Source organism: Vibrio sp. 2-1-2a (genome assembly GCF_032648565.1).
Lineage (GTDB): Bacteria > Pseudomonadota > Gammaproteobacteria > Enterobacterales > Vibrionaceae > Vibrio > Vibrio diabolicus.
Window position 1 is genome coordinate 451,327 of sequence record NZ_WBOH01000001.1, and the last position, 25,148, is coordinate 476,474.

General features: G+C 43.7%; 19 protein-coding genes and 1 tRNA gene. 3 read left to right on the plus strand and 17 right to left on the minus strand.

The window, feature by feature from the left end; translation table 11 throughout:
* Window positions 1-123: 123 nt before the first annotated feature.
* The 4 genes from F7Y48_RS02160 to F7Y48_RS02175 all read right to left on the minus strand — a co-directional run bounded on the left by F7Y48_RS02160 (window position 124) and on the right by F7Y48_RS02175 (window position 8,476).
* Entirely contained in the window at window positions 124-3,285 is a 3,162-nt protein-coding gene (locus F7Y48_RS02160) for an efflux RND transporter permease subunit (RefSeq protein ID WP_046874752.1), read from the minus strand.
* 2 nt (window positions 3,286-3,287) lie between these two features.
* On the minus strand, window positions 3,288-4,427 hold the full coding sequence (locus tag F7Y48_RS02165; protein ID WP_258687430.1) for an efflux RND transporter periplasmic adaptor subunit: 1,140 nt from the start codon (window positions 4,425-4,427) through the stop codon (window positions 3,288-3,290).
* A gap of 463 nt (window positions 4,428-4,890) precedes the next feature.
* Window positions 4,891-6,528 (minus strand): methyl-accepting chemotaxis protein, encoded by a 1,638-nt coding sequence (locus tag F7Y48_RS02170; RefSeq protein ID WP_253643755.1) that lies wholly within the window; start codon window positions 6,526-6,528, stop codon window positions 4,891-4,893.
* A gap of 520 nt (window positions 6,529-7,048) precedes the next feature.
* Window positions 7,049-8,476 (minus strand): hypothetical protein, encoded by a 1,428-nt coding sequence (locus F7Y48_RS02175; RefSeq protein ID WP_145532286.1) that lies wholly within the window; start codon window positions 8,474-8,476, stop codon window positions 7,049-7,051.
* A 203-nt stretch (window positions 8,477-8,679) separates the two neighbouring features.
* Here F7Y48_RS02175 and F7Y48_RS02180 point away from each other — a divergent pair, with 203 nt between their 5' ends.
* Both F7Y48_RS02180 and F7Y48_RS02185 read left to right on the plus strand, forming a co-directional pair.
* Window positions 8,680-9,240, plus strand: coding sequence for a recombinase family protein (locus F7Y48_RS02180; protein ID WP_020840356.1), 561 nt, complete (start codon window positions 8,680-8,682; stop codon window positions 9,238-9,240).
* 178 nt (window positions 9,241-9,418) lie between these two features.
* Complete coding sequence (locus F7Y48_RS02185; protein ID WP_029847542.1) at window positions 9,419-10,333, plus strand: hypothetical protein; 915 nt, start codon at window positions 9,419-9,421, stop codon at window positions 10,331-10,333.
* A gap of 256 nt (window positions 10,334-10,589) precedes the next feature.
* Here the strand turns inward: F7Y48_RS02185 and F7Y48_RS02190 are convergent, their stop codons facing one another.
* From F7Y48_RS02190 to F7Y48_RS02205, 4 genes are all read right to left on the minus strand, one after another.
* Window positions 10,590-12,287, minus strand: a complete 1,698-nt coding sequence (locus tag F7Y48_RS02190; protein WP_316680306.1) for a site-specific integrase — start codon at window positions 12,285-12,287, stop codon at window positions 10,590-10,592.
* Window positions 12,288-12,380: 93 nt separating this feature from the next.
* Window positions 12,381-12,468: transfer RNA gene (locus F7Y48_RS02195), tRNA-Ser, on the minus strand.
* Between the two features lie 143 nt (window positions 12,469-12,611).
* Window positions 12,612-13,061: an L-alanine exporter AlaE gene (locus F7Y48_RS02200; protein ID WP_005390779.1), complete on the minus strand. Its 450-nt coding sequence runs from the start codon at window positions 13,059-13,061 to the stop codon at window positions 12,612-12,614.
* A 518-nt stretch (window positions 13,062-13,579) separates the two neighbouring features.
* The gene (locus F7Y48_RS02205; RefSeq protein WP_316680309.1) at window positions 13,580-16,000 is read right to left on the minus strand and encodes an ATP-binding protein; all 2,421 of its coding nucleotides are present in this window, start codon (window positions 15,998-16,000) and stop codon (window positions 13,580-13,582) included.
* 53 nt (window positions 16,001-16,053) lie between these two features.
* On the opposite strand from F7Y48_RS02205, the gene F7Y48_RS02210 reads away from it, so the two are divergent.
* Complete coding sequence (locus tag F7Y48_RS02210) at window positions 16,054-16,665, plus strand: YecA family protein (protein ID WP_005390772.1); 612 nt, start codon at window positions 16,054-16,056, stop codon at window positions 16,663-16,665.
* A gap of 73 nt (window positions 16,666-16,738) precedes the next feature.
* Here the strand turns inward: F7Y48_RS02210 and F7Y48_RS02215 are convergent, their stop codons facing one another.
* From F7Y48_RS02215 to tolA, 9 genes are all read right to left on the minus strand, one after another.
* The gene (locus F7Y48_RS02215; RefSeq protein WP_316680312.1) at window positions 16,739-17,905 is read right to left on the minus strand and encodes a glutathionylspermidine synthase family protein; all 1,167 of its coding nucleotides are present in this window, start codon (window positions 17,903-17,905) and stop codon (window positions 16,739-16,741) included.
* A gap of 8 nt (window positions 17,906-17,913) precedes the next feature.
* Window positions 17,914-18,483 (minus strand): DUF1190 domain-containing protein, encoded by a 570-nt coding sequence (locus F7Y48_RS02220; RefSeq protein WP_005390768.1) that lies wholly within the window; start codon window positions 18,481-18,483, stop codon window positions 17,914-17,916.
* 8 nt (window positions 18,484-18,491) lie between these two features.
* Window positions 18,492-18,908: a DUF350 domain-containing protein gene (locus tag F7Y48_RS02225; protein ID WP_152812465.1), complete on the minus strand. Its 417-nt coding sequence runs from the start codon at window positions 18,906-18,908 to the stop codon at window positions 18,492-18,494.
* Complete coding sequence (locus tag F7Y48_RS02230) at window positions 18,908-19,951, minus strand: potassium channel protein (RefSeq protein WP_243327128.1); 1,044 nt, start codon at window positions 19,949-19,951, stop codon at window positions 18,908-18,910. Before F7Y48_RS02230 ends, F7Y48_RS02225 begins: the two co-directional genes overlap by 1 nt.
* A gap of 118 nt (window positions 19,952-20,069) precedes the next feature.
* Window positions 20,070-21,131, minus strand: a complete 1,062-nt coding sequence (nadA, locus tag F7Y48_RS02235; protein ID WP_005390762.1) for a quinolinate synthase NadA — start codon at window positions 21,129-21,131, stop codon at window positions 20,070-20,072.
* A gap of 253 nt (window positions 21,132-21,384) precedes the next feature.
* Window positions 21,385-22,137, minus strand: coding sequence for a tol-pal system protein YbgF (ybgF, locus tag F7Y48_RS02240; RefSeq protein ID WP_006742904.1), 753 nt, complete (start codon window positions 22,135-22,137; stop codon window positions 21,385-21,387).
* Between the two features lie 15 nt (window positions 22,138-22,152).
* Window positions 22,153-22,677 (minus strand): peptidoglycan-associated lipoprotein Pal, encoded by a 525-nt coding sequence (gene pal / locus F7Y48_RS02245; protein WP_005378293.1) that lies wholly within the window; start codon window positions 22,675-22,677, stop codon window positions 22,153-22,155.
* Between the two features lie 30 nt (window positions 22,678-22,707).
* On the minus strand, window positions 22,708-24,060 hold the full coding sequence (tolB, locus tag F7Y48_RS02250) for a Tol-Pal system beta propeller repeat protein TolB (RefSeq protein ID WP_005390758.1): 1,353 nt from the start codon (window positions 24,058-24,060) through the stop codon (window positions 22,708-22,710).
* 12 nt (window positions 24,061-24,072) lie between these two features.
* The gene (gene tolA / locus F7Y48_RS02255; RefSeq protein ID WP_316680322.1) at window positions 24,073-25,140 is read right to left on the minus strand and encodes a cell envelope integrity protein TolA; all 1,068 of its coding nucleotides are present in this window, start codon (window positions 25,138-25,140) and stop codon (window positions 24,073-24,075) included.
* Between the last annotated feature and the right edge of the window lie 8 nt (window positions 25,141-25,148).

Here is a 25,148-nt window from a genome sequence, read left to right on the forward strand (position 1 = left end):
CTCCCCCTTCAAGTTTGCGTCAAAGACGATAACCACCAAGTGAAAACATAAAATAAAGAGCGCCGAAGCGCCCTTTTATCGTGTTTATTATCACCAGTATAACTCAGTTACAGCAACCAAGTCTTACTCGCTTTGCTGAGCCGGTTTAGGATTAGTCTCAGACAACTCTGCCTCCGATTCTTTTCTCGCACGTCGATCAAACAATCGCTCAACCACCACAAAGAAGATTGGCACAAAGAATATACCTAAGATTGTCGCACTGATCATGCCACCAAGTACACCAGTACCTACCGCATTTTGACCTGCTGAGCCCACGCCAGAGCTGATAGCAAGCGGTACGACACCTAGACCAAAGGCAAGCGATGTCATAATAATAGGGCGCAGACGAACACGAACGGCATGCAGGGTAGCTTCGATAAGGCCAGCGCCTTTCTCGTAGTAATCTTTCGCAAACTCAACAATCAGAATGGCGTTTTTAGTTGCCAAGCCGACCGTCGTTAATAAGCTCACCTGGAAGAATACATCGTTGTCCATACTTCGCGTCATTACCGCGAGCACAGCACCAAGCACACCAAGAGGCACAACTAACACCACGGCGAAAGGTACTGACCAACTTTCATACAAAGCGGCGAGAACTAAGAATACGACGAGGATAGACAGCGCATATAACATTGGCGCTTGGTTTCCGGAAAGGCGCTCTTCATACGAAATACCATTCCAGTTCACCGTAAAGCCTTCTGGTAATTTTTCTACCATTGCTTCAATTTCTGCCATGGCTTCACCAGTACTGACGCCAGGAGCTGCGCCGCCTTGGATATTCATCGCTGGCAAACCATCAAAACGCTGCAAAAGAGGTGAACCATACGTCCACTCTCCGCTCGCAAAGGCAGAGAAAGGTACCATCTCACCTTTTGAGTTGCGCACGTACCACGAATCGAAGTCTTTTGGCTGCATACGGTATTCCGCATCACTTTGCATCATGACTTTTTTCACTCGACCGCGATCAATATAGTCGTTAATGTACGCTCCGCCCCATGCCGCTGACAGGATTTGGTTGACGTCATTAATGCTAACATCCAGAGCACGCAGTTTAACGTGGTCAATGTTCACTTTGTACATTGGCGCATCTGCTTGGCCGTTCGGACGAACACCGACAAGTTTCGGGTTTTGTGCAGCCATGCCAAGCAGTTGACCTTGCGCAGCGACCAATGCGTCGTGACCTTTGTTCAACGAATCTTGAAGATAGAAATCAAAGCCTGTCGAGTTACCCAATTCTTGAATCGCAGGAGGTGCAAATGCAAACACCAGTGCTTCTTTGATGGTTGAGAAGTAACCCATCGCTCGACCAGTAATGGAAGCTGCATCAGCACCCGGCGCTTCACGCTCTGACCAATCTTTCAGACCGATAAATGCCATCCCCATGTTTTGGCCTTGGCCTGCAAAACTAAAGCCCGCAACGGAGAAGACGGATTTCACGTTGTCTTTCTCATCCACAAGGTAAAAGTCGCGCATTTTCTCAAGTGTTTTTTCCGTCTGCTCTTGCGTTGAGTTAGGCGGCAAAATGGCCATTGAGAATACCGTGCCTTGGTCTTCATCCGGCAAGAATGACGTCGGAAGGTTCATAAACAGCCAGCCCGCACCTGCACTCATTGCCAAGAATACAACCAACATACGACCTGTGCGCTTGAGGAGTTTAGCAACGCCGGTTTCATAGCCAGCTGTCATCGCATCAAACTTGCGGTTAAACCAGCCAAAGAAGCCTTTCTTTTCTAGAAGCTCAGCATCGCCTTTTTTCAGCAACGTAGCACACAATGCCGGAGTCAGAATTATCGCTACCAAAACTGAAAGTGTCATCGCCGCCACAATCGTTATCGAGAACTGACGGTAAATAACCCCTGTAGAACCAGACATAAACGCCATTGGGACGAATACCGCAGAAAGCGTCAGACCCACACCAATCAGAGCACCAGTGATCTGCCCCATCGATTTTTTGGTTGCTTCTTTGGGCTCTAACCCATCCTCATGCATCACACGCTCGACGTTTTCCACCACAACGATGGCATCGTCCACCAGCAAACCGATAGCCAGAACCATCGCGAACATGGTTAACGTGTTTACGCTAAATCCAGTCGCGTACAAAATAGCGAAGGTGCCGAGCAGTACGACAGGCACTGCGATCGTTGGAATGATCGTCGCACGGAAGTTCTGCAAGAACAGGTACATGATTAAGAACACAAGAAGAATGGCTTCTAATAGCGTTTTAACCACTTCTTGAATCGAGGCTTTGACGAATGGCGTTGTTTCAAATGGGTAAGCAATCTGCAACCCTTCTGGGAACGTTGCACTCAGTTGGTCTAAGCGCTCTTTTACTGCATTTGCGGTCTCAAGCGCGTTTGCGCCAGTACCTAATGAAATACCTAACCCCGATGCTGGGAAGCCATTATATTGACCTCGAATATCGTAACTTTCTGCACCACGTTCAACACGAGCAACATCTTTCAAATAAACATTAGAACCACTGGCGTCAGACTTAAGAATGATGTCTTGGAACTCTTCCACACTGCTCAAACGACTTGCAGACGAAATCGTTGCATTCAACAGCTGGCCTTCCTGCGCAGGTGCTGCACCAAGTTGACCTGAAGAAACTTGCGCGTTCTGTTCACTGATCGCATTTGCTACGTCGATTGCGGTCAAGTTGAACTGCGTAAGCTTAAATGGGTCCAGCCAGACTCGCATCGCATACTGCGCACCAAACGCCTGCACTTGTCCTACGCCAGTTACACGACTTATCGGGTCTTGAATATTCGTTACAACAAAGTCACCGATATCGTTTTCTGTAAAGTCAGGATCTTCAGAATAAACCGCGACAACCATGAGAAATGCCGTATTGGATTTATTCACGACGATACCTTGGTTTTGTACTTCCATCGGCAATGACGTCAAGGCCAATTGCAGCTTGTTCTGCACCTGTACTTGCGCGATATCAGGATCAGCTTCGCTATCAAACGTCAGGGTAATTGTCGCATTACCGAATGCATCACTGCTCGATGATAGGTAGCGAAGATAATCTAATCCCGTCATATTTTGCTCGATAACCTGCGTTACCGAGTCTTCAACGGTTTTCGCTGATGCACCTGGATAACGTGCACTGATGGTGATCGTTGTCGGTGAAATCGTTGGGTATTGCGAGACGGGTAAATTGAATAATGACATTACCCCCGCCAACATCGTTAGAATCGCGAGAACCCAAGCAAATACCGGACGATCGATAAAAAATCGTGCCATGATTACTCCTGTTCACCGTTTTGGATAGTTACAGGACTACCTGGACCTACCTTTTGTAACCCAGCAGTAATGACTTTATCGCCCGCTTTCAAACCATCAATAATACGCCATTGATTATTGATCGCTTCGGCTGTCTTCACTGGTCTCGCTTCCACTTTGTTCTCACCATTCACCATCATCACTGTCGCTTTGCCTGTCGCATCGCGAGAAACGGTATTTTGTGGTATCAGAATCGCGTCAGGGTCAACACCAGTAATAACCGTCGCACGAACAAACATTCCTGGTAGCAACAAACCGTCAGGGTTTGGGAATTCAGCACGAAGCGTCACGCTACCCGTGCTTTCGTTCACATTGACCTCGGTAAATTTCATCGTGCCTTTATGTTCGTACGTGCTGCCATCTTCAAGCATCAATGTAACTTGCGCAGAATCATCTTCTTGCATATGACCTTGGGAAAGAGCCGCTTTTAAACGCAGCAGTTGCGCGGATGATTGCACAATATCAACGTTGATAGGATCAAGCTGCTGAATGGTCGCTAATTTGGCTGCTTGGTTAGCCGTAACCAACGCACCCGCCGTCACACTCGATTTACCGATCACACCGCTAATCGGAGCTTTCACTTGCGTGTAATCTAAATTGATTTTTGCCGTATTGATCTTCGCTTTTGCGACTAGGACCTGTGCTTGCGCTTCCTTGTATGCTGCTTCTGCTTCATCCAAATCTTGTTGGCTGATGGACTTTTTGGTGATCAAGGTTCTGTAACGCTTCACTGTGGCATGGGTCGATTCTGCCGCTGCTTGAGCTCGGATTAATTCCGCTTCAGCGCTCAGCAAATCCGCTTGAAATGATGAATCATCAATTTGATATAGGGACTGTCCTTGTTCAACAAGGCCCCCTTCAACAAAATTTCGCTCTGAAATAATGCCTGTAACTTGCGGACGAACTTCCGCTTCTTTGAATGCACGGCTACGACCTGGCAACTCGACAGTTAACGCTTGGCGAGTTGGTTCCACCGTTAACACTTCAACTTCGGTTGCGGGCGCAGGACCACTACCTTGGCTCGCTCCTTCTTCGCTAGGTTGACATCCAACCACAAAAAGGCTCGACGCAATCAGCAGAGATAGCGTGGTTTTACGTCTCATGAATTTTTCTCTCTTTTACCTACAAGCCTTCAAGATTCCTTGCTAAAAACTTCTAGAATGACTTAATGATGACTAACGGATGTATATCCAGAACAAATTAATTAGGATGATAATTACCCAGTGTTGTACATACAACAAAATTTACAGTTCTATACGCTTACGAAAAACGTTTATGGTAAAGGTGTAATGAAGTTCTCAAATTTGAAGATTTTGGGTTGGAAATCACACTTTCCTGTGAGCAATTGCAATGGTTAAAAAGCAGCAAAAGTGATGATAAAAGCATCATCACGCTGTACAGAGTTTGTCACCGCTGTCTAGGATTATTTGCACCTCTGGTATACAAAGTTAAGTAAAAGAGGAATGTAAATATAGTCGAGCCTTCACAAGCCAGGTTCGACCCTTATCTAAAAAATAACCCACTAAGAAGCGGGTTATTTCGTCAGTGAGACTGCAGTTCTCAAGCTTATACTTTGAACTGACTAACCTGATGATCTAAGCGCTGGGTTTGCTCTGATAACATGGCTAAAGATGCTTGCGCTTGGTTGACGACTTCCACAATAGATGTACTGCTATCTGCAATGCCTTGTACGTTGCTATTTACTTCGTCACTTACCGTACTTTGCTGGCTCGCAGCCGTTGCAATGTGTGTGTTCATCTCGTTCATACGTGAAATCGCGTTCAAGATTTCAGAAAGGGATTGACTCGCTCTCCCTGCCGATTGAATTGTTTCATCACTGCTATTTTGGCTACCACGCATCACTTCTACGGCTTGTCCCGCACCAGATTGTAGCTTTTCAATCATGGTTTGGATTTCACCCGTGCTCTGTTGTGTGCGACTGGCTAACGAGCGGACCTCATCGGCTACAACAGCAAAGCCTCGCCCTTGCTCTCCTGCACGAGCCGCTTCAATCGCTGCGTTAAGCGCCAATAAGTTCGTTTGCTCTGCGATACCACGAATGACATCCAATACAGAAGCAATGTTACTCACATCATGATCCAATGTGTTAATGACGTGGCTTGCACTTTCGATTTCACTTGCGAGGCTACGAATTGAGCTAACGGTTTGATCCAAAATAACATTGGTATTGGTAAGTTCATCATTCGCTGTTTGGCTCGCAACCGCAGCTTCGTTAGCGCTATCGCTGACATTTCTGCTGGTGACTTGCATTTCATGCACTGCCGCCGCTACCGCCTCGCTGTCTTTTTGCTGTGAAACGGTCGAATTCGCGATGGTCGTGGTCAACGAGCTAAGATTTTCCATCTCATTACGCAAGGTATTCGAACTTTCAATTACTTGAGAAACTGTCGCTTGGATTTTAGACACAAACTGATTAAACGCGTTCGCTAAATTGCCAATTTCGTCTTGTGTTTTCACATCGATTCGCTGGCTTAAATCACCTTCACCAGAAGCAATTTCTGTCATCGCATTTTTGATATCGTTGATAGGCTTCACGACGGTTTGCAACAACAAAAACGCCATCGCAATAGCGGCCAGAATAACAATCACAATGCCCGCTTCAAGAATTAACTCTGCTCGTGTTGCGGCTGCTGAGATTTCATCTTTCAATAGGCTTTGTTTTTCTTCTATCGCATCTTTCACAACATTCAGTTGCGCTCTTACCTCGATAAACTGATTTTCAAAGGTGTGTTTGTGTTCGTTGTAGTAACCAAGCCATTGTGATTGAGGTAAACGCAACATCGCTTCATAACTCGCCAACCATTTTTCACCTAGGGAGACAAGCTTTCTCACTTCATTACCGTGCGAAGAAGGCATCACGCCAGCTTGCGATAGCTCAATCATTTTCTCCATACGAGGCAGCGCCTTGTATGCGTTGTCTTTGTATTCACCGATGTGGTGGTCAATATCGGTTTGAGTATCAGAAAGAGCAACACCTTGGATTGCAGATGTAGCTTGGTAAAGATCGCGGTAAGCATCCTCAATCGTTAATAAGTTCGGCACTATCTGCTCGTTAAGTGTTTCACTCAACTCAGATTGTTTCCAACTTGTCATAACGTTTAATACAGAGCTCACAATAAACAATCCAATAATCAGTGACAGCGGAATCACTATCTTCTGCTTGATCGTTAAGTTCTGGAACATGAATAGACTCTCTTTAATTATGGTATACAAACTGCCAGAAATTATATCAAACAAATAGAGTATCCCATTAGGTAAAAGACTCTATTAAACATGATATCTGATGACTTTTTGACAAGCGTTCTAATTTCAACAATTAATTGATTTTATGGAAAATTCAATAAGGAACGCTCATCACAACATGCGAATAAAAACGCACTACCTGTACGGAAAATGTGTAACAAAAGATGAATAAAAAAGGAGGCTTTTTGAAGGGCTTGCCGACTCAATGAGTAATTGAGAATCAATACGATATACAGCTCTGGGATTGAACTTGTCGCGTAATACGAAAAAGCCCCAGCATTTCTGCTAGGGCTCAAATGTGGCGGTGAGTGAGAGATTCGAACTCTCGATTGCTAGCTACCAAGTTTAAAATAATTTAAATCAACAACTTAACAATACACTGCTTTAAGAATTTGTACCAGTTTTTTGTACCTCTTCTAAAACCTAAGGAGCAGAATTAACAAGTGTGAGACCTAAACTTCTAACCATCGTTTACTGCCGATTTAGTTTTCCCAAGCTTCTTACCTGAAACCTCAAGGTTGCCCCCAGCGAACGGGACGTTAATTTTGTCAGCGCTGCGCACCAAAGCTGAAGCTAATTGTTCCGCCGGATGCAGTATTTCTTTAGGTGTAGAGTCTGTTGATTGGAACAAATTATCAGTTAAAGATTGTAATAACCTATCTGGAATAGCCCCATCTTTCTTTTCATTCCACTCTAGAGACATTTCTATAGCAAGGTGAGCTCGGTTTAGATCCCTAACAAACAACTGGTTATCTAGCTCCTGCTGAGCAAGCCGATCTGCCCAAGAGTTAAACCACTTGATAAGGTAAATTATGGAAGACACAAGTAAAGCTGAACTAAAGAAAATCTTGATGTAAAGGAACCACATAAACTGCTGTGAGTCATTTACTTGCTTTGATAACGCAGCCTTAACCTCCTCCTGCATGATCTCAGTGTTTTCTACGGATAACGCTTCAGCAATGGTTCCAGAGAGAGAACTATTATTTTGGATAGAACTATAAAGTTGGTTTGTTGCTGTAAAAGCGTTAAATGCACCTATAAAGCCAAGTAATATAGCAAAACAACAAGCTAGCCAAGATCGGCGTGTGACCGCTACCGAGAAGTCAAAGCGCCTAGCCTTAGCCTGTACTTCATCAAGGATGCTCGTTGTTGTCTTTCGTCTAGCCGTAGTGTTGTCAGCATCCTCTATCTCCTTTTCCCTTTCATCTAACTCTGTATTTCTTGCTTGGTAACTTTCCTCCAAGTCCGTAAGCTTGTCTTTATGGTCAGACTCTAATTTCGTGACTTTCTTTGAAAACTCTTCTAACTGGTCATCAATGAACGCTTTCTTTTCTTCATCTAACCTTTTTATTTGTTCATTCTGCTTCTCAATAAGATTAAGACTTAAACCTTCAAGCCTTGTAAGAACGTCATGGTGCACAGATGCCATATCAAATTCTGAGTTTTGTAGATAACCACTCAAGGGACTATCTGTAAGTAACCCATTTATGTGTCCTATGACTTTTATACTGGCACTATTTAACTTCTGACTTAGTGTTTTAATTGTATCAACGAGACCATTTGGCGAACGGCAGTATTCAACATGCAAACTAGCATGTATACCTCTATCTTGAAGAAATATCTGAGTGATTTGGCTACTGCTATTTTCTTTCCTTAAAGAATTAATAAAAGGATGCTCAAGCTCTCCGTCCTTCACATAACAATTAAACTCATCATCTATTCCTGAACCAGACATAAGAACATTAAATGCAGTATTCTGAATTACAATCACTACCTTTGCTTGATTGGTTAGTCCTAACTCTTCAACGTTCAGTAAAGTTTTATCAAGAAATATTCTAAGTAAGTTTGAATCACTTACTCTAGGTGTTCCAGTTTCAGTGTGTGACATAGCCAGCCTTGTAAGTTTCCATTTTTAGATAGATATAGAAGTATGCCATAAGTTGCTTTTCTTTGATTTAGTGTAACCTGTATTCTTTAGGTATACCCAAACGACTACGGTCAAACCTTGATAAAACAGTACCCAATAGGGTTGAATTTGAATTGTGACCACAATAAAATTTCTATCATCTAAGAGTTAAACGGGTACACCTAATGGCACACATAGCTTATCTACGTGTTTCGACCACAGACCAAAATACAGACCGTCAACTTACAGATTCTGGTATCACCTTTGATAAGAGCTTCACAGATAAATGCAGTGGTGGTTCAACCAAACGACCAGCATTAGAAGCTCTTAAAGACTACGTTCGAGAAGGAGATACAATCCATGTTCATAGCATCGACCGCCTAGCGCGTAATTTGGTTGATTTAAAGCAGCTAATAAACGACTGGACTAACCAAGGTGTTAGCGTGAGATTCCACAAGGAAAACTTAAGCTTTAATGCTGGTGGAAGTGATCATATGTCTGAGCTCATGCTGAACATGCTAGGAGCTGTAGCTCAATTCGAGTTAGCAATGATTCAGGAAAGACGTCAGGAAGGTATTGAGAAAGCTAAAGCAGCAGGGAGATATAAAGGTAGACCAACGAACAAAACAAACCATCAACGTATCTCAGAGTTACGCTCTCAAGGAGTATCTTTACGGAAGATAGCCGCCCAAGTAGGCGTATCTCTTTCAACGGTACAAAGAGCACTATCAACGAGCGCCATGTAAGTAAAAATCAAAAAATCCAATCACACATGGTTTTTAAGAATAACTAGGCAGTGCAATCGAAGAACAAACTATTTACCCCTAACCCTCCCCCCTACCCAGATTACTTAGGCGGTAGCGTGGTTGTGAGGTTAATTCATACCAACTAATAATCAAGATAGAGTTCCACCAGCAGTATAAGATGATGAAACATTATACTTTAGAGCAAATTGACCCTAGACAGCTTGTTCTCGATGAAAGGTTTCAAAGCAGACAAACACAGTTGATCGGTAACAAAGCAGACAGAGCAGCTTCAATAAACAGCAGACAAAGACAACTCAAAAATATTCTTACCAGTATAGAAAATGGCAATGGCATCAGAGAACCAATAGAAGCCTATGAGATTTATGGTGAGTTGTATGTGGTTAGTGGTTTCCATCGCACTGAAGCATGCCATGTGTTCCTTAAAGATAACCCAAGCAAAGTCCTTTCAGTACCAGTAAAGGTCTATCGAGGTTATACAGAAGCTGAAGCCTATCTGGATTCTCTCACTAAGAACATAGAACACGGTACAGCCTTAGATCAGTCTGAAATGTGGCAAAACAAGTTTAAGCAATCTTTGATGCAGGGGGAGAACCTAAAGATTCTTTCGAAGAGAGAAACCGCTAAGTTATTTGATTGTAGCCACTCTCAAGGATTACACATTGTGAACGCTCAGAAAGCCTGCGCTGAAGTTGGTTTGCCTAGTTTTAAAGAGTGGTTTAGTGATTATCAAAAAGCCGCAGAAAAACTCAGAAGAAGATTAATGAAGAGGTTTGAGGTAACGCTTTGTGACTTTGATAAAGATGGGTTTCCAATCATTAGTAGGTTAGCAAAAGCTTATAAGGGTAATAAGTTTGAGGATGATTTATCTGAAGAAGAGATAGAACAAATAGAAATATTTCGTCAACAAAGCACCCTTATTGAGTTAATCAAAAGAAACCCTATAGCTTTCAGGAAAGCCTTAAATAGCCTAGACAAGAAATCACTAGGGATAGTAGTCAAACGTAAGTGGGATGAAGACAAAGTTGTCCTTAAATACTGTGAAGACAATTCTACTGACGACGATATGTTCTAACGAGTCATAGTGAACACCTAGCGGCCACAGCAGAACCCCACAGAGAGGTCTCAGCGGTAGCCGCAAGGTAATGCGGATCTTTGGAAAGACGCTAGGGTGGTCACTTGTGACCGCCAAGATCTCTAGGTGGTCACTATAGGGATATTTAAAATAAATCAATAAAAGTTAATACTTAAAAAAACAATAACTTAAATTAAAACACCTCGTGAAGAACGTTTTAACAATAGCACCTGTAAACCGTAACTAAGTGATACTCTTATAGCCTACTTAAAGCTAAACGAGGGAGACGGTCGATAGCTTCTTTCTTCGTCTCTAACTCAACCGTACCATATGAACCGCCTACACCCGCTGGAGTATGACCAGTAATAGCGTCACTAACAGTATCAGCAATACCCAATCTGCGCAGAGCCGTCTTGAAAGTATGCCTAAAGGCATGAGCTGGTTGGGTTGTGTGTACACCTAGAGACCTGACTGTTTGACCCCACCACTTACTGAGTGCCGCTGATTTCTTACCGTATTTGTTCTCTTTAAGCTCAGGGAACAAGAAGCCAACTGACTCCGCAACATAATCTAAGAAACCTAGTTCTATCAGATGAGCAGGGATAGGTACGTGTCTCAGTGAAGAGTTATTCTTAACGCTTTGCCCCTCACCTCTACGGATGTTGAGGTAATGTATGCCTGAATCTGATTGGGATACATCTGACTTATGTAGTTGAGACATTTCCTCTAGGCGTGCACCTGTATATCTGCACAACAAAGGAACCCAATAACAAGCCATACCATAAGGTTTACGAGCATTAGCATCATTAAATACGTCAGCTTGGAACAGTCGACGCATTTCTGAGTCAGTGTAGCCTTTTCCCTCGCTTGCTTCAGTCTTCTTCTCCGCCGTGGCAACACGCACACCTACGTGTGGATTAGAGTCGATGATGCCTAGTTCAATGGCATAGCTAAACACAACAGAGGTCTTGCGTAGACAGTTCTTCACCGTAGTAGCACTTAAAGTCTCTAGACCTTGTATCTTTACAAGTTCAATTTGTTCTAGAAGAGGTCTATTCCTGATACTTGCAATTTTAGACTTAGGTAACTGAAGCAATGTATCTCGAAACTCAACGATATGCGCACGAGTTACCTCAGTAACATCCAGATCTCCGATAACTTCGATTAGACGCTCAATCTGAAGGCCAGCCTCGTACAATGCTTTAGCGTCTTTGTCTTTAAGAATCTCAGACTGGTGATACCTCTTAAACACATTAGATATGGAGTATTGAGATGCCTTTTTGCGTTTAGGCTGATGTTTATTGGCTAAAGGGTTAACTGATAGAGGTTTATCTGCAATAGGATTAGATATTGCTTCGTAGCCATAGTCACGGTTGTAACGCGCTCTACATAGCGCTTCGATGCGATGAATGTAGTGATAGAAAGCTACTGCTAATTGACGGAAAGACTCACTGTGAGAAGAGACAACTAAACCCTCTCTATCTAGTTGAGTAACAATAAACTCTTTTAGTTCATCTGCTAGCTCTTGAAGCTGGTCAGGGGTAGCAGTATCAACCTCGTTGCCACATATGGACAAAGTATCAGACAAGCCAAATTCACGGACTGTGCCTTCCGCATCTAAAACCCTTTTTAGGAAAAAATCGTAGTTACCAGAGGTGTCAACTTCATTCTTTACGTACTCATACCAACGCTCTGCGATGATTGCGCAGTCTCTAACATTGAGTTCGACATTGGATGAATTAGATAGCTTTAACTGAGCAACGGCGATCTGCTTCTGTGCATCGGATAGACACTCAGTAAATCGTGGTTTAGCTTCAGAAAGATTTTTAGTTTGAAGAGATTTTTTGAAGACTGTCTTACCGATTATAGGAACCAGCTTTTTTGGGACAGCCATTCTAAAGTAGTAAACACCAGTTTGAGGATGCTTATAAGGACTTGCCATGATGTTCGACATTGTACCTACTCTTTGTACCAGTAGGCAGCTTACATTAAAACACCAAACCCCTGTATTATAAGAAGTTCTTACACTACAAGGGCTTATAGAATGTGGCGGTGAGTGAGAGATTCGAACTCTCGATACGTTGCCGTATACACACTTTCCAGGCGTGCTCCTTCAGCCACTCGGACAACTCACCGAATCAATTTTTGTTAGCATCATTGGCTAACGAGGCGCTAATTTAATGATTATGTGCCTGATGGTCAAGGCTAAACATAAAAAAAAGCGCCCTTTTCCACTCGATTGCTCACTAAGTAACTAAATTGAGCAAAACTGGGTCATTTAGATACTTTGAGAATAACCGGGAACACGGAACCAACGGCGGCACATGTCCAAGAAGTACCCATACAACACACCCATACCGCAAGAAATAATGGCGTTACTTGTCACCGCGGTCACTATTTGGTCTGTAGACGCACCAACTGCGAATAAAATTCCTGCATAAACTGGAGACTGAAAAAGCACATAAGCGACCAGATCAGATACGTTTTTCATAAATGAAGACGGCGATACCTTGTTGCCCTGACGTAGCACCCAATCACGAAAAACGCCATACGGCCAAGCAATAGCAATATTCACTGGAATAGATAGTGTACGTGATGCTAAAGATTGCTCAAACGTCATCCCTGAAATCAAAATCTCGACAATCATCCCTGTGATAAAGCAAAAAACAACCATAGCAAAGGTATCCGCTGCGGCGTGACGAATACAAAATGGTCCGCGAGACTTCATTAATCAACCCCTAAAATTAAATACCACCAACAATAAACAAAATAAAACTATCAACCATCAAACAAATAAATGACCAGTTAATAAGGCAATTAAATCACATAAAAAGCAGCGTATGGCACTGTATTTGAAATCAAGTTGTAAATTTATAACCATTTTTTAAAATGAAAGTAGTTTTTTTCACCACCAACAACTAAAAACGCCTAAAATGACGTAAAAATGGTAGAAAAATACGGATTTAACTTACACAAAAAGTGGGATAAGTGATTGTTTGGATGGAGGGTTAGGATAAAGTTCGGGGAATAAACGATCATTCTAATAACTTATGCTACTGAGTTGTAAAAATTCAGAGTATTCCCGATGTGAGCGCAACTGAGAGCCGCACCGTTTCTCTTATGACAGAATCCAACAGCAGCGCTAAGCTCATTGAAAGTAAGGAAAAAACAGACGATTCAGCTAAGGTTAGGTATGAAGAGTAAAGACAATTCATGATTGCGTTGAATCGCGCTATATGGATTAAGCTATGATGATGCGAGCAAGAGCGTTAATGTGTCGATATCATCTTGGTTTGGAGACTGCTGACGCTTTAAGTTACGCCTTATTCGCTCGGCAACTAAAGAAACGTCTTTATTAGCATCAGGGGTGACTTGAGCAATAATCGCTGAAATAGCCTCTAGCGCTTCGTTGAGATGACCATTATCTAGAGCAACATAGAAGTTTAGTAGCCACTTTTCCGCATCAAGGATATCCGTTGTATTATCACCAAAGTCCGACTGGTATTGGTATAAACGTGCTGCATGGAGATACAACGCATCATTTAATTCAGACTCCACAATTGGTTTCGCAATTATGTGGTCGGCTCCTACATTTATCATGCGCTCTTGTGTTTCTTTGAATACATCCGCTGTGCAGCCAAAGATCAGTACCGACTTTACAGGCGACCTCATCGCTCGAATGGCTGATATCGCCCCAACACCATCAAGAACAGGCATATGATTGTCCATTAATATCAAATCAAATGACTGAACGGCCACCTCATCGACGGCAAGCTGACCATTTTCAACACTTGTGCACTCAAAGCCTTTGGCTCTTAGGAAAGTTTCCATAATGATTGCATTTGTTCGGTTGTCTTCGACAATGAGCGCTTTCAAACCTTTGCAATTCAGCTTATGTGCATTGACTGCTTCCACTTTCCCAGGCTCACAAGGCGTAAGCACGATCTCGACGGTAAAGGTTGTCCCGACATTCTCTTGACTCTGCACAATCACATGCCCTCCCATATGCTCGGCAATTTCTTTTACTATCGCTAAACCAAGCCCTGTACCACCAAACCGCCTAGTCGTCGAGGACTCCGCTTGTTCAAAAGGACGGAAAATGCGTTTTTGCGCTTCTTGAGAAATACCGATACCCGTATCTTTCACCGCGAGAATAAGCTTGGTACCTGCCTTGCTCGATTTCTCGGTCAGCTCTACCTCTACGATGCCTCGGTCGGTGAACTTGACAGCGTTGTTTAGTAGGTTAAACAATACTTGGCGCAGACGGGCTTTGTCATTGTTGTACCAGCGCCCTGTTGGCAAATGAGACACTACTCTAAAGCGAAGGCCTTTTTCTGCACATAGTGTTTGATAAACACTTTTTATGCTGCCGATGATCGACTCAATTGGGAAAGGCGTATTTTCGAATTCAACATGTCCTTGCTCAATTTTTGAGTAATCTAAAATCTCATTAAGTAACGTCATCATATGATCACCTGAGTCATAAAGTGTTCTCAGGTGCTTACGTTGATCATCGGTGAGTGGCGTTTTTAACAATATCTGAGCGGTTCCTAATACACCGTTCATTGGCGTACGAATCTCATGGGATAATGTGGCTAAAAATGCCGTTTTAGCGTTCGTCGAAGCCTGGGCTTTTATTCTCTCTTGCTCTAGATAGATGGTTTTTTCATTGAACTTCTCGATGAGCTGTCCAATTTCATCTTCGCTATCGTAATCAATGTCTATGATCCCGCCAGTTTTCGAGTCATCAATCTTAGCCGCAATACGGACAATCGGTTCGACAATGTAACGATTCAGCAAGTAATACCCGACCAGTACACACAAGAGTAAGAATGGAATGATCCTCCCCTCAACACTCATGACTTGTTCAAACACTTGATCGGCTACTTTAGCTTTCGCGTTGACAACTTCCATGCGCCAATCGAACTCTCCAAAATCAAGCTCACTGACATAAATTTCGTCTGTTAGTTGGAAGTTGTGCTCAATAATCACGTTCGAGTCAGCATCGCGAACCACCACACCTAAAGAGTGCAGGTTCGTGTGCTCTCGAATAAACTGAAAAAGTGCATCAAGCGATAAGTCTACCGTTACAACGCCAGCGAATTGACCGTTTTGATAATATGGGGAAGACGCAGTAATCATCTGAACCTGAGTAAAAGTGTCGATATAAACCGTAGACCAACTCACAGAACCAACTGGCGCGTCAGCTGCTGCCTTATACCATGGTTCATTGTCATAACCGCCAGATTCAGGATTATTGTAGGAGTGAATTTGGTCAATACCGCCATCACTGTTTTTATTGAAGAATAGGCTTTTATATCGCCATTGTTCAGCTTTGAGTTCTGGTTTAGGCCATACGCCACCACTGACGAGCATCTCATCACTCAATTGGAGAATATGCGGAATTGTTGTGTTGAGAGATTGAATATTTTCAGTCCCCTGGGCGAGTCCTGCAAGGCTACTCAATACACCGGTAGAGCTAAGGAGAGGCTCTTTAATCTCTAGAGCAAGGAGTTGGGTGCGTAACTCTAGGTTTTGCTCTAGCTTTTGCCTAACCGGAGGCTCGACAACCAAATAGGCAACAGAACCAATCGTTGCGATAAAGAAACACAGGTACAGTGTCAGGGCGAGAATGCTTTTTTTTCTAAGTGATGAGCGAATTTCCATAGATGTCTGTGAATCATTCCCTAATATCGATTTATCACAAATTGATTGGTAAGATGAGCGCAATCAACCAGCCCATTAACAAATGGTATTCTATTTTGAAACTACAAGACATCCTTTCTCTCCCAGAACTTGACGGTAAACTACTAAACCTAGCAAAAACTCAAGGCTTTGTAACAGCTATGGCTGCTGCGCCAAACGTATTAATGCCTCAAGAGTGGTTGCCATTCTTGTGGGGTGGTGAAGAAACTGCGCCATTTACTGACGGTGAGCAATTAGAGCAATACATTGATGAGATTGTACAAATGTGGAACCAAACTCGTCCTGCTCTTCTAGAAGGATCTTGGCAGTGGCCTGAAGGATGCGCGTTAGATGAACAAGATATTGTAACAAGCCAGACCCGTGATTTCTGTGAAGGTGTATTACAAGGTTGGCAACTTGCTCGTGATGACTGGGAAACGCTAATGCCAGAGGACAGCGAAGATAATGCTCTGCTCGGCGGTGTTTTGCTTTCTCTTACGATGCTTTACGATCCAGAAACGACCATTGAAACGTTGGCAGAACAAGGCATGGAAGGCTTAGAACAGTTTGAAGAGATCTTCAATGCCATGCCAGTGATGCTATGTGGTCTTACTCAGCGCGGTGTTGCATTAGCTGAAGAACAATAAGACACAACGCTGTCGACCATCAAGATTGAACCGCTGAATAGACAAAAGCTCTCTGGATGGAGAGCTTTTTTGATCATGTTAAAATCACATGTGGAATATATCGCGCCATATCTTGCGTGACTAAGCTAGTGTCTTCCCGAATCGAAATCCCAGCGGCTCTATCGTTGACTAACCAGCTGCCAATTAACGTATGGCTTTGCCCAAACTTGGGTAACGGATGATACTGCTGGACGATATTGGATTTAGATTCATAAGGCCCTGCCGTTTTGAGTACGCGTTTCCCACCTTTGACGATCTCAATATTTGCGCCTTCTCGAGAGAATAGTGGTTTGATTACATAGTCTTTCAAACCGTTCGCTTTTGAATCGTTAGCAAAATAGGCAGGTAAAAGGTTAGGATGATTCGGAAAGCGCTCCCACAATAACGGTAAAAGTGCTTTGTTGGATAGAATCGACTTCCACATGGGTTCTAACCAATTCACTTTCGCGGTCGCTAAGTATTTCGCATATTCCTCTTCAAACATAAACTCCCACGGATAAAGCTTGAACATCCAACGAATCGCTCTGTCATCTGCATCCACGAACTGACCATCTTCCGTCGCACCAATATCTTCGACATAAACAAACGCCGTCGCTAACCCAGCTTCGCGCGCGCAATCTTCTAAATACTGGACAGTCCCTTTATCTTCTTCAGTGTACTTGCAGCAGCTAAAGTGAAGGGTTTGCCCGGGTTGATATTTGGCTATCTCGGAAAAACGTTCAATCAAAAAGTCTTGAAGAATGTTGAATTGATCCGCACTCTGGTGAATTAGACCTTTATTTACAACATCCTCTAACCACACCCACTGCCAAAAACCCGTTTCAAACAAGCTGGTCGGCGTATCCGCATTGTTCTCCAGTAACTTAGCTGGCGAAGTTCCGTTGTATGCAAAATCCAGACGCGAATAGAGTGAGGGTTCATTTCGGTGCCACGAAGAAGCAACCTGCTCCCACATAAATTCAGGGATCGCACATTGCGTCAGCAACCGCTCACTCCGAACTACTTCATCCACAATAGCCAGACACATCTGATGCAGCTCTTCAGTGGGTGCTTCAATATCGTTCTCTATTTGCTCAAGCGTGAATTGATAGTAAGCACTCTCATCCCAATACGGTTGGTCATACATGGAATGGAAGCCAAAACCAAACTGGCGTGCTAACTCACGCCAGTTTTCTCGTTCTTGTATTTCTCGTCGAAACATAGTGCTTATTAACCGCCTCGGCTGACCGATACCGCTTTACCAAACCCGCCTCGAGACATCGCTCTACCAATAGTTCCGCCACCACGTTTATTTAGGTTACTGGTCGCAACCTTCGTCGGCTGATTACGATAGGAACCAAAAAATTGTCCCGCACCATTATAGAATTTGGATTTATAGCGATACATTGGTTCAGAGTAATAGCTCTTGTTGTAACCTTTCAAACCGCTCAGTGCTCGACTGTAAAAGAAGCCCCCAAAGTGAGGCACATAAGCTCGGGAACTGGAACTGTAGTAACAATCGTCTTCGTAAAAATCATTTTCACATTCGAACTCATTGTTGTAGCGAGGGGCATTTCGTTCGGCGCGAGCCAAAGCTTCTTGATAAGCAATGTCACACTGCTCACTGAACTCTGGCGAGTTTGATTTGCATTCATCAGCGTCAGAAAAAATGTAGCCTTCGGTTTTCGATTCTTGTGTCGCAAAGAAGAAAATACCGCCAAAAGCAGCAAAGGGAATAATTTTCCCAAGCTTTAAACTTTTGTCCATGGAAGAACGTTTAACGTTAGAACTCCGCTTCATCGTTCCTCCTAGTACGTCATACAAGCGGCATTTAATACACCGACCGATATAGAAACAGCCGCTAATACAATACCGGCAGGCAGCTCATCTTTTTCGATACGCTCAGTCACTTTTGGAAGTAAAACAAAACGTACAATCGCAAATGCAATGATCTGCGCCAGCATTGCAACAACGCCCCATACCATAAAATCGACAATGTTGACTGAGTTTTTTGCCGCCCCCGAAATCGCAATACAATAACCAAGAAATGCGCCACTCAGTGCAATCGCTGCCGCTGTATTTTGCTTTTCTTTGATCAGGTGCCATTCATCGTAAGGCGTAAACTTGACGTAGATGAACTTAAACGCCAAAACGAAAATAATAGAAACAGAAAAATAGAGTAAAAAGTTGGGAAAACCTGCTAACAGGTCAGCAATCATGTGCATTATTGTTCCTTGTTCATTTCTTTCCATGCAAAATCTTCAATACGTTCATCTGCAATGTAAAACAGCTTGGTACTCGGTGGTACTTCTGCATCTAAATCTGGGTTGAGTTGGATACCATGGCCAATGTCAAAAGCAATTAGCGTGGCATGATGACGTCTTTTGAGAAAAACAAAGAGACTCTCAACAGTAGTTACTGGCAGCCTTTCAGGATAAATAACCGAGTATTGAGTCATGCCTCGTGTTGAAGCTAATAGCTCTTGGTGAAGTGCACTTGAGCCTGGATCTACCGCCGCTTTTGCCAACATTTCTGCGCCAACAGCAGGTATGCATTCCGCTTTAGGACAGTGTTGACTTAAAAGACGGCCTAACGCCTCATCTTTAAAGTAAGCGACCAAATGTGCGGAAGGATTCACAGAAGCACAGTACAGCGCGGCTGACAGCGTGATATCGTCCGAGAGGTTATCAACAATAACGCAAGCTGCTTCAGCAATATTGGCGTTTTTCATCTCTTGCGAATCCGTGTAGCTGGTCACTTTGATAAAACTGATCTCGCCTGGCAACGGGTTTTCTATTTCTGAACGGCTGCACAAAACAATCGGACGCTTCCCCTCTTCTTCATGTTGTAACATGCGAATAAGGTGCATCGTTCTCGATCCATTCCAACCCAACAATACAATATGGTTTTCCACTCTTACTCTCCGTTTTCCTAAAATACCCGCTCGCCAGTAATCCATCGCTGCTCCAGCGACACGTCCCAATAATGCAGCGAATAGGCTCAAGCCGCCTGGGATCACAAACAGTACAACAACCCATTTACCCAAATCTGTCACTGGAGAATAATCGCCATAGCCAACCGTACTCGCCGTAACCATAAGGTAATAGATAAAGTTAGAGAAGCTGTCTGTTAATGCGGTTTCACCAGCGAGAATGAGCAACCCCCAAGAAACGCTCACATATAAGCCACTAAAGATGAGAAGACTTCGGTTGCTCAATTTAAAAAGGTGTGAACTAAGCCACTTTTTAACTACTAACCACACCGCCATAAATTTATAACCTCGACATTCATTGATTGCATCAATAGTAACTCATTGATAGTAAGACACAAAAAAACCAGCCATATTCGGCTGGTTTTTGAGATTTACTTTCAGTTACGCCTACTTTTTAAGCATTACCTTTCACTTGCATATTTAGCTGCTCAGCAAAGTCCAACATACGATTTAACGGAATGAGCGATTTAACACGCAATTCTTCATCAACAAAGATCTCGTGTTCTTCACCGCCTTCACTAAGCGCTTTCTCTATCGCTTTCAAACCGTTCATTGCCATCCAAGGGCAGTGTGCGCAGCTACGGCATGTTGCGCCAGCACCTGCGGTTGGCGCTTCGATAAGTTCTTTCTCTGGCACTAGTTGCTGCATTTTAAAGAAAATGCCTTTGTCTGTCGCAACGATCATTTGTTTGTGAGGAAGCGCTTTCGCTGCTTTGATCAGCTGACTCGTTGATCCAACGGCATCGGCAAGTTCTACAACGCTTGCTGGTGACTCAGGGTGAACCAAAATAGCCGCATCTGGATACACGCTCTTCATTTTTCGTAGCGCATCAGCAGAGAACTCATCATGAACCACACACTCACCTTGCCATAGCAGCATATCTGCACCAGTTTTGTTAGCGATGTACGATCCTAGGTGACGGTCTGGTCCCCAGATGATTGGCTTATCTTCAGCGTCTAAATGTTCTACGATTTCAAGCGCAATACTTGATGTAACGACCCAATCGGCACGAGCCTTAACAGCGGCAGACGTATTTGCATAAACCACAACCGTGTGATCAGGGTGAGCATCACAGAACTCACTGAACTTATCCGCTGGACAGCCAAGATCGAGCGAACATTCCGCTTCCAACGTTGGCATTAGAATTCGCTTTTCTGGTGTTAAGATTTTGGCCGACTCGCCCATAAAGCGAACACCGCCAATGATCAGTGTGCTTGCAGGATGACGATTACCAAACTTCGCCATTTCCAACGAGTCACCAACAAAACCACCCGTTTCTTCCGCTAGGGCTTGAATCTCAGGATCGGTATAATAGTGTGCGATAAGTACCGCATCCTTTTCTTTTAGCAGCTTTTTAATGCGCTCAATGTAAGACGCTTTTTCTTCTTCGCTTAATGGAACTGGCTTCGGTGGGAATGGGTAAACAGTGTCGATTTTATCTAATATATGGCTCATTGCTCTTGCTCTACGCAACTTCCTTTAATCCGAGTATTGTAACCTCGTTAATTTTCAAAAACCAACTTGTCGCGGGGATTTCTAGCTATCTAGCCGTATATCTTTGTTACAGGTAGCATTTCTGATTGAAAGGATCCGTTGCAAGATGGGGATAAAAGGCTCGATGCCATTCCTCTCGATTTATTCGATCACCACCGATAAAGAAACGGAAAAGAAAAAGGAAGCCGAAGCTTCCTTTTTAAAACATAACGTCTTACAGCTTAGAGCTGGCAAGTTTTGCAGATGCACTACCTGGGTATTCATCAACCACTTGTTGGTAGTACTTTTTCGCTTGAGCTGCATTGTTATTACGCTCAGCGATTTCACCTAACTTGAGCAAAGCATCGGCTCGCTTATTGGAGTCTTTATAAGACACCACCGCAGCAAAGCTCTTTACAGCATCTTTGTCCTGCTTCTTAGCGAAGTACAATTGGCCTAGCCAATAGTGAGAATTCGCTGAGTATGTGGAGTCAGGATAATCTTTCTGGAACTGCTGGAACGCTGCAATTGCGCCAGTGTAATCACGCTTTTTGAGAATGAGGTCGACTGCATTTTGGTATGCCGTTTGCTCATCAACATTTGGTGTGTACTGACCACCTGTTTTAGCCGGTTTCGCTTCTTGCGCTGGCGCGGACTTAATTTCTCCACGCACACGATCTAGCTCGACAAACAACTCTCGTTGACGTTGCAACATTTGCTTCATTTCGTAGCTATTTCGCTCTAATTGACCACGTAATTCACTGATCTCTTGTGACATTTGGTCAATTTGCTGTTGCATTTGGAGCTGAACGCGATTGCGGTTTTGTAGCAAGCGCTCTAGACGCTCTACTTCCGTTTCAGATGAACGGCTCTTAGAGACGGATGATGTGCTGTTGAGATCGGATACTGGAGCTGGTGCAGCGAACGCAAAGTTCGCTGCACTTGCCAGTAACGTAAGCGCAACAGCGCGCTTAGTGTTACTGAACATGAGGATTACCTCGAATTAGTATACTAGAACCGCGCGACGGTTCTTAGCGTAAACTTCATCTGATTGACCTAGAAGAAGTGGCTTCTCTTCACCGTAGCTAACGATTGAGATTTGGTCAGCTTGAACACCTAGTGCTTGCAGGTAGTTCGCTACTGCTTGTGCACGACGCTCACCAAGAGCGATGTTGTACTCAGGAGTACCACGCTCATCAGCGTGACCTTCGATAGTCACGTTAAGAGCTGGGTTCTTGCTTAGGTAAGAAGCATGAGCTGCAAGCATCTCTTCGTAATCTGCTGCAATTGTTGAGTTATCAAAAGCAAAGTAGATTGTTTGAGTTTCACGTAGCGCTTGCTCTTTTAGCTCTTGCTCTGTTAGCTGACCGCTTTGATCAATTGGCGTAGCTACTGTTGTTTCAACTGCGCCATTGTTGTTTGTTGCTGCACCAGTGTTAGAAGCAGCGTCGTCGCTTGAACTACACGCTGTAACAGCCATTACAGGAAGCGCGATTAGTAGCCCTTTTAGAACCTTGTTCAGTTGCATCTTATTTTCCTTTATTAATCAAACTTATTACTACAAAAACGGTGACCATGCAGGCGCTCTAACACGCCCATTTGTTGCCGGTAATCTAGCTTTGAATCGACCATCAATTGACACCATCGATAGTACGTTTTTCTTGTTGTAAATCGAGCTATACACAACCATGCCACCGTTTGGGGCAATACTAGGAGACTCATCAAGCAAGGTCTTAGTTAAGACTTGAAGAGCACCAGTTTCCAAATCTTGTTTCGCCAAGTTAAATCCTGCGTTACTGCGGTTCACCATTACTAGGAATCGCCCATCAGGAGTAATCTGGCCACCCAAATTTTGGCTGCCTTGCCAAGTCAAACGGTCAATAGAACCGCTGCCCAAATTTACTTGATAAATCTGTGGTTTACCACCCCTATCCGATGTGAAAATCAACGATTTTCCATCTGGATGCCAGAACGGTTCAGTATTATTTGATCTGCCACGCGTAATTTGCGTCAGCTTGCGAGTGTTAAGATCGAACGTATAAACATGAAGCGAGCCTGTCTTAGAGAGAACAATCGCTAACTTGTTGCCATCAGGCGAAAATCTTGGGGCACCATTATGACGTGGGTATGAAGTAATCTTCTCACGCTCACCGGTGTAGATGTTCATGATGAAGATTTCTGCTTGACCATTTTGGAAGCTAACATACGCAAGCTTTTTACCATCTGGCGACCATGCTGGTGACATTAATGGTTGTTTAGAACGTAAAACCAAGCGCTCGTTGTAGCCATCGTAATCAGCCACACGAAGTTGGTAAGGGAAACGGTCTTTATCATTCACCACCACGTATGCGATTCGTGTCATGAAGGCACCACGGTCACCCGTTAACTGCTCATACACCAAATCAGAGATACGGTGAGCGTACTCACGCATGCGAGGGCCTTGAACGGTCGCGACCTTATTGAACAGCACATGATCTTTTGACAGTACTAATTCGCCATCGCTACCAAGCGCTTTACTTTTCCCGCCCGTTAGCTGGCCACGCACAATATCAACAAGTTGGTAGTTGATAACGTAATCACCTTGAGCATTTTGTTTGATTGAGCCAGTCAGCAGAGCATCTACACCTAAATTAGTCCAGGCATCAAAATTGACTTCTGATTCACTGAACGGAGTTTGTGGCATCTTGCTCGTTGGAACGGGGCTGAACTTACCACTGCGTTGCAAATCCGAGGCAATAACAGCAGAAATATCCGTTGGAAGCGCTTGAGTGCCCTCCCACTTAAACGGAACAACAGCAATTGGTCGTGCTGAATCAATACCATCGGTAATGACCAACTCTAATGCGGCATTCGCCACATTTGTCATACTGCTAAACAGTACAAACATTCCTAGTAAAAGGCGTCTAATCACGTCTTATTCCTTTTAGTCCAAAGCAACAGTTATGTTGATGTCTTGTAGTCTTTCGTTTACCGCAGCTTCTGAAGATTTAGGGAACGTCCCTACCTGAGCTATCGCTCGCTTCGCCGCTGCACATACTCGAGTATCGCCACTCAAAACGGTAACACCAGAGACCATCATATCAGTTCCTGTCGGAATCAATTTGATGTTTACCCTACACTCCTTTCCCAGCAAGTAGTCATCCTTAATCAACTTTTGCTGAATATTTTGAGTATAGATGGATGACATTCGAGAAAGTTCGTCGTCAATAAATTGATTTCGAGCAGCACTATTTTTACTAACCTCATCCTCAAGGCCTGCAAAAATATCATCTAGCGCGGCTTCTTGCGCTTTACGCTCGCGCTCTGCACGTTCCGCAGCTTCTCTCGCTTTGCGCTCTCGCTCTGCCGCCTCTTTTGCCGCTTTCTCTTTTGCAATGCGCTCTTGTTCTGCTTTTTCAGCGGCTTCACGCTCACGACGTGCTTTTTGTTCCGCTTCTTTTGCTGCTTTTTCACGAGCTAAACGTTCTTGCTCTGCTTTTGCAATAGCGGCTTCTTTTGCTAAACGCTCCTGCTCAGCTTTACGCACAGCTTCTTCTTTTGCCTTTCGCTCTTTTTCTAGCTTAGCAGCTCGCTCTTTTTCTTTGCGAACGCGTTCTTCTTCCTGCTTGCGCTCTTGTTCTTTTTTCTTACGTGCAGCTTCTGCTTCTCGTGCCGCTTGAGCATCTTTCGCTTGCTGTTCTTTCAACTTGCGAATTTGCTCTTCTTCAGCTTTACGGTTTTTTTCTAGCTGCTCTGCTTCGCGTCTCAGTTTATCAAGACGCTCTTGTTCTTTTTTTGCTGCCTTTTCGCGTTGCTGGCGAATTTCTTTCGCTTGTTGCTGCACAAGTTTTGGATCGATGACAACAGCTTGAACCATTTGCCCTGTAGGCTCTGGTTTAGACATGTTGAAGTCCGTCCCCCAAAGCAGGGCTGCAACTAGAATTGCATGCAAACCAACCGATATTGCTATAGGTTTGGTGTATTGGTTGGGTTTCTTCTTGTGATCTTTCATAGATAATT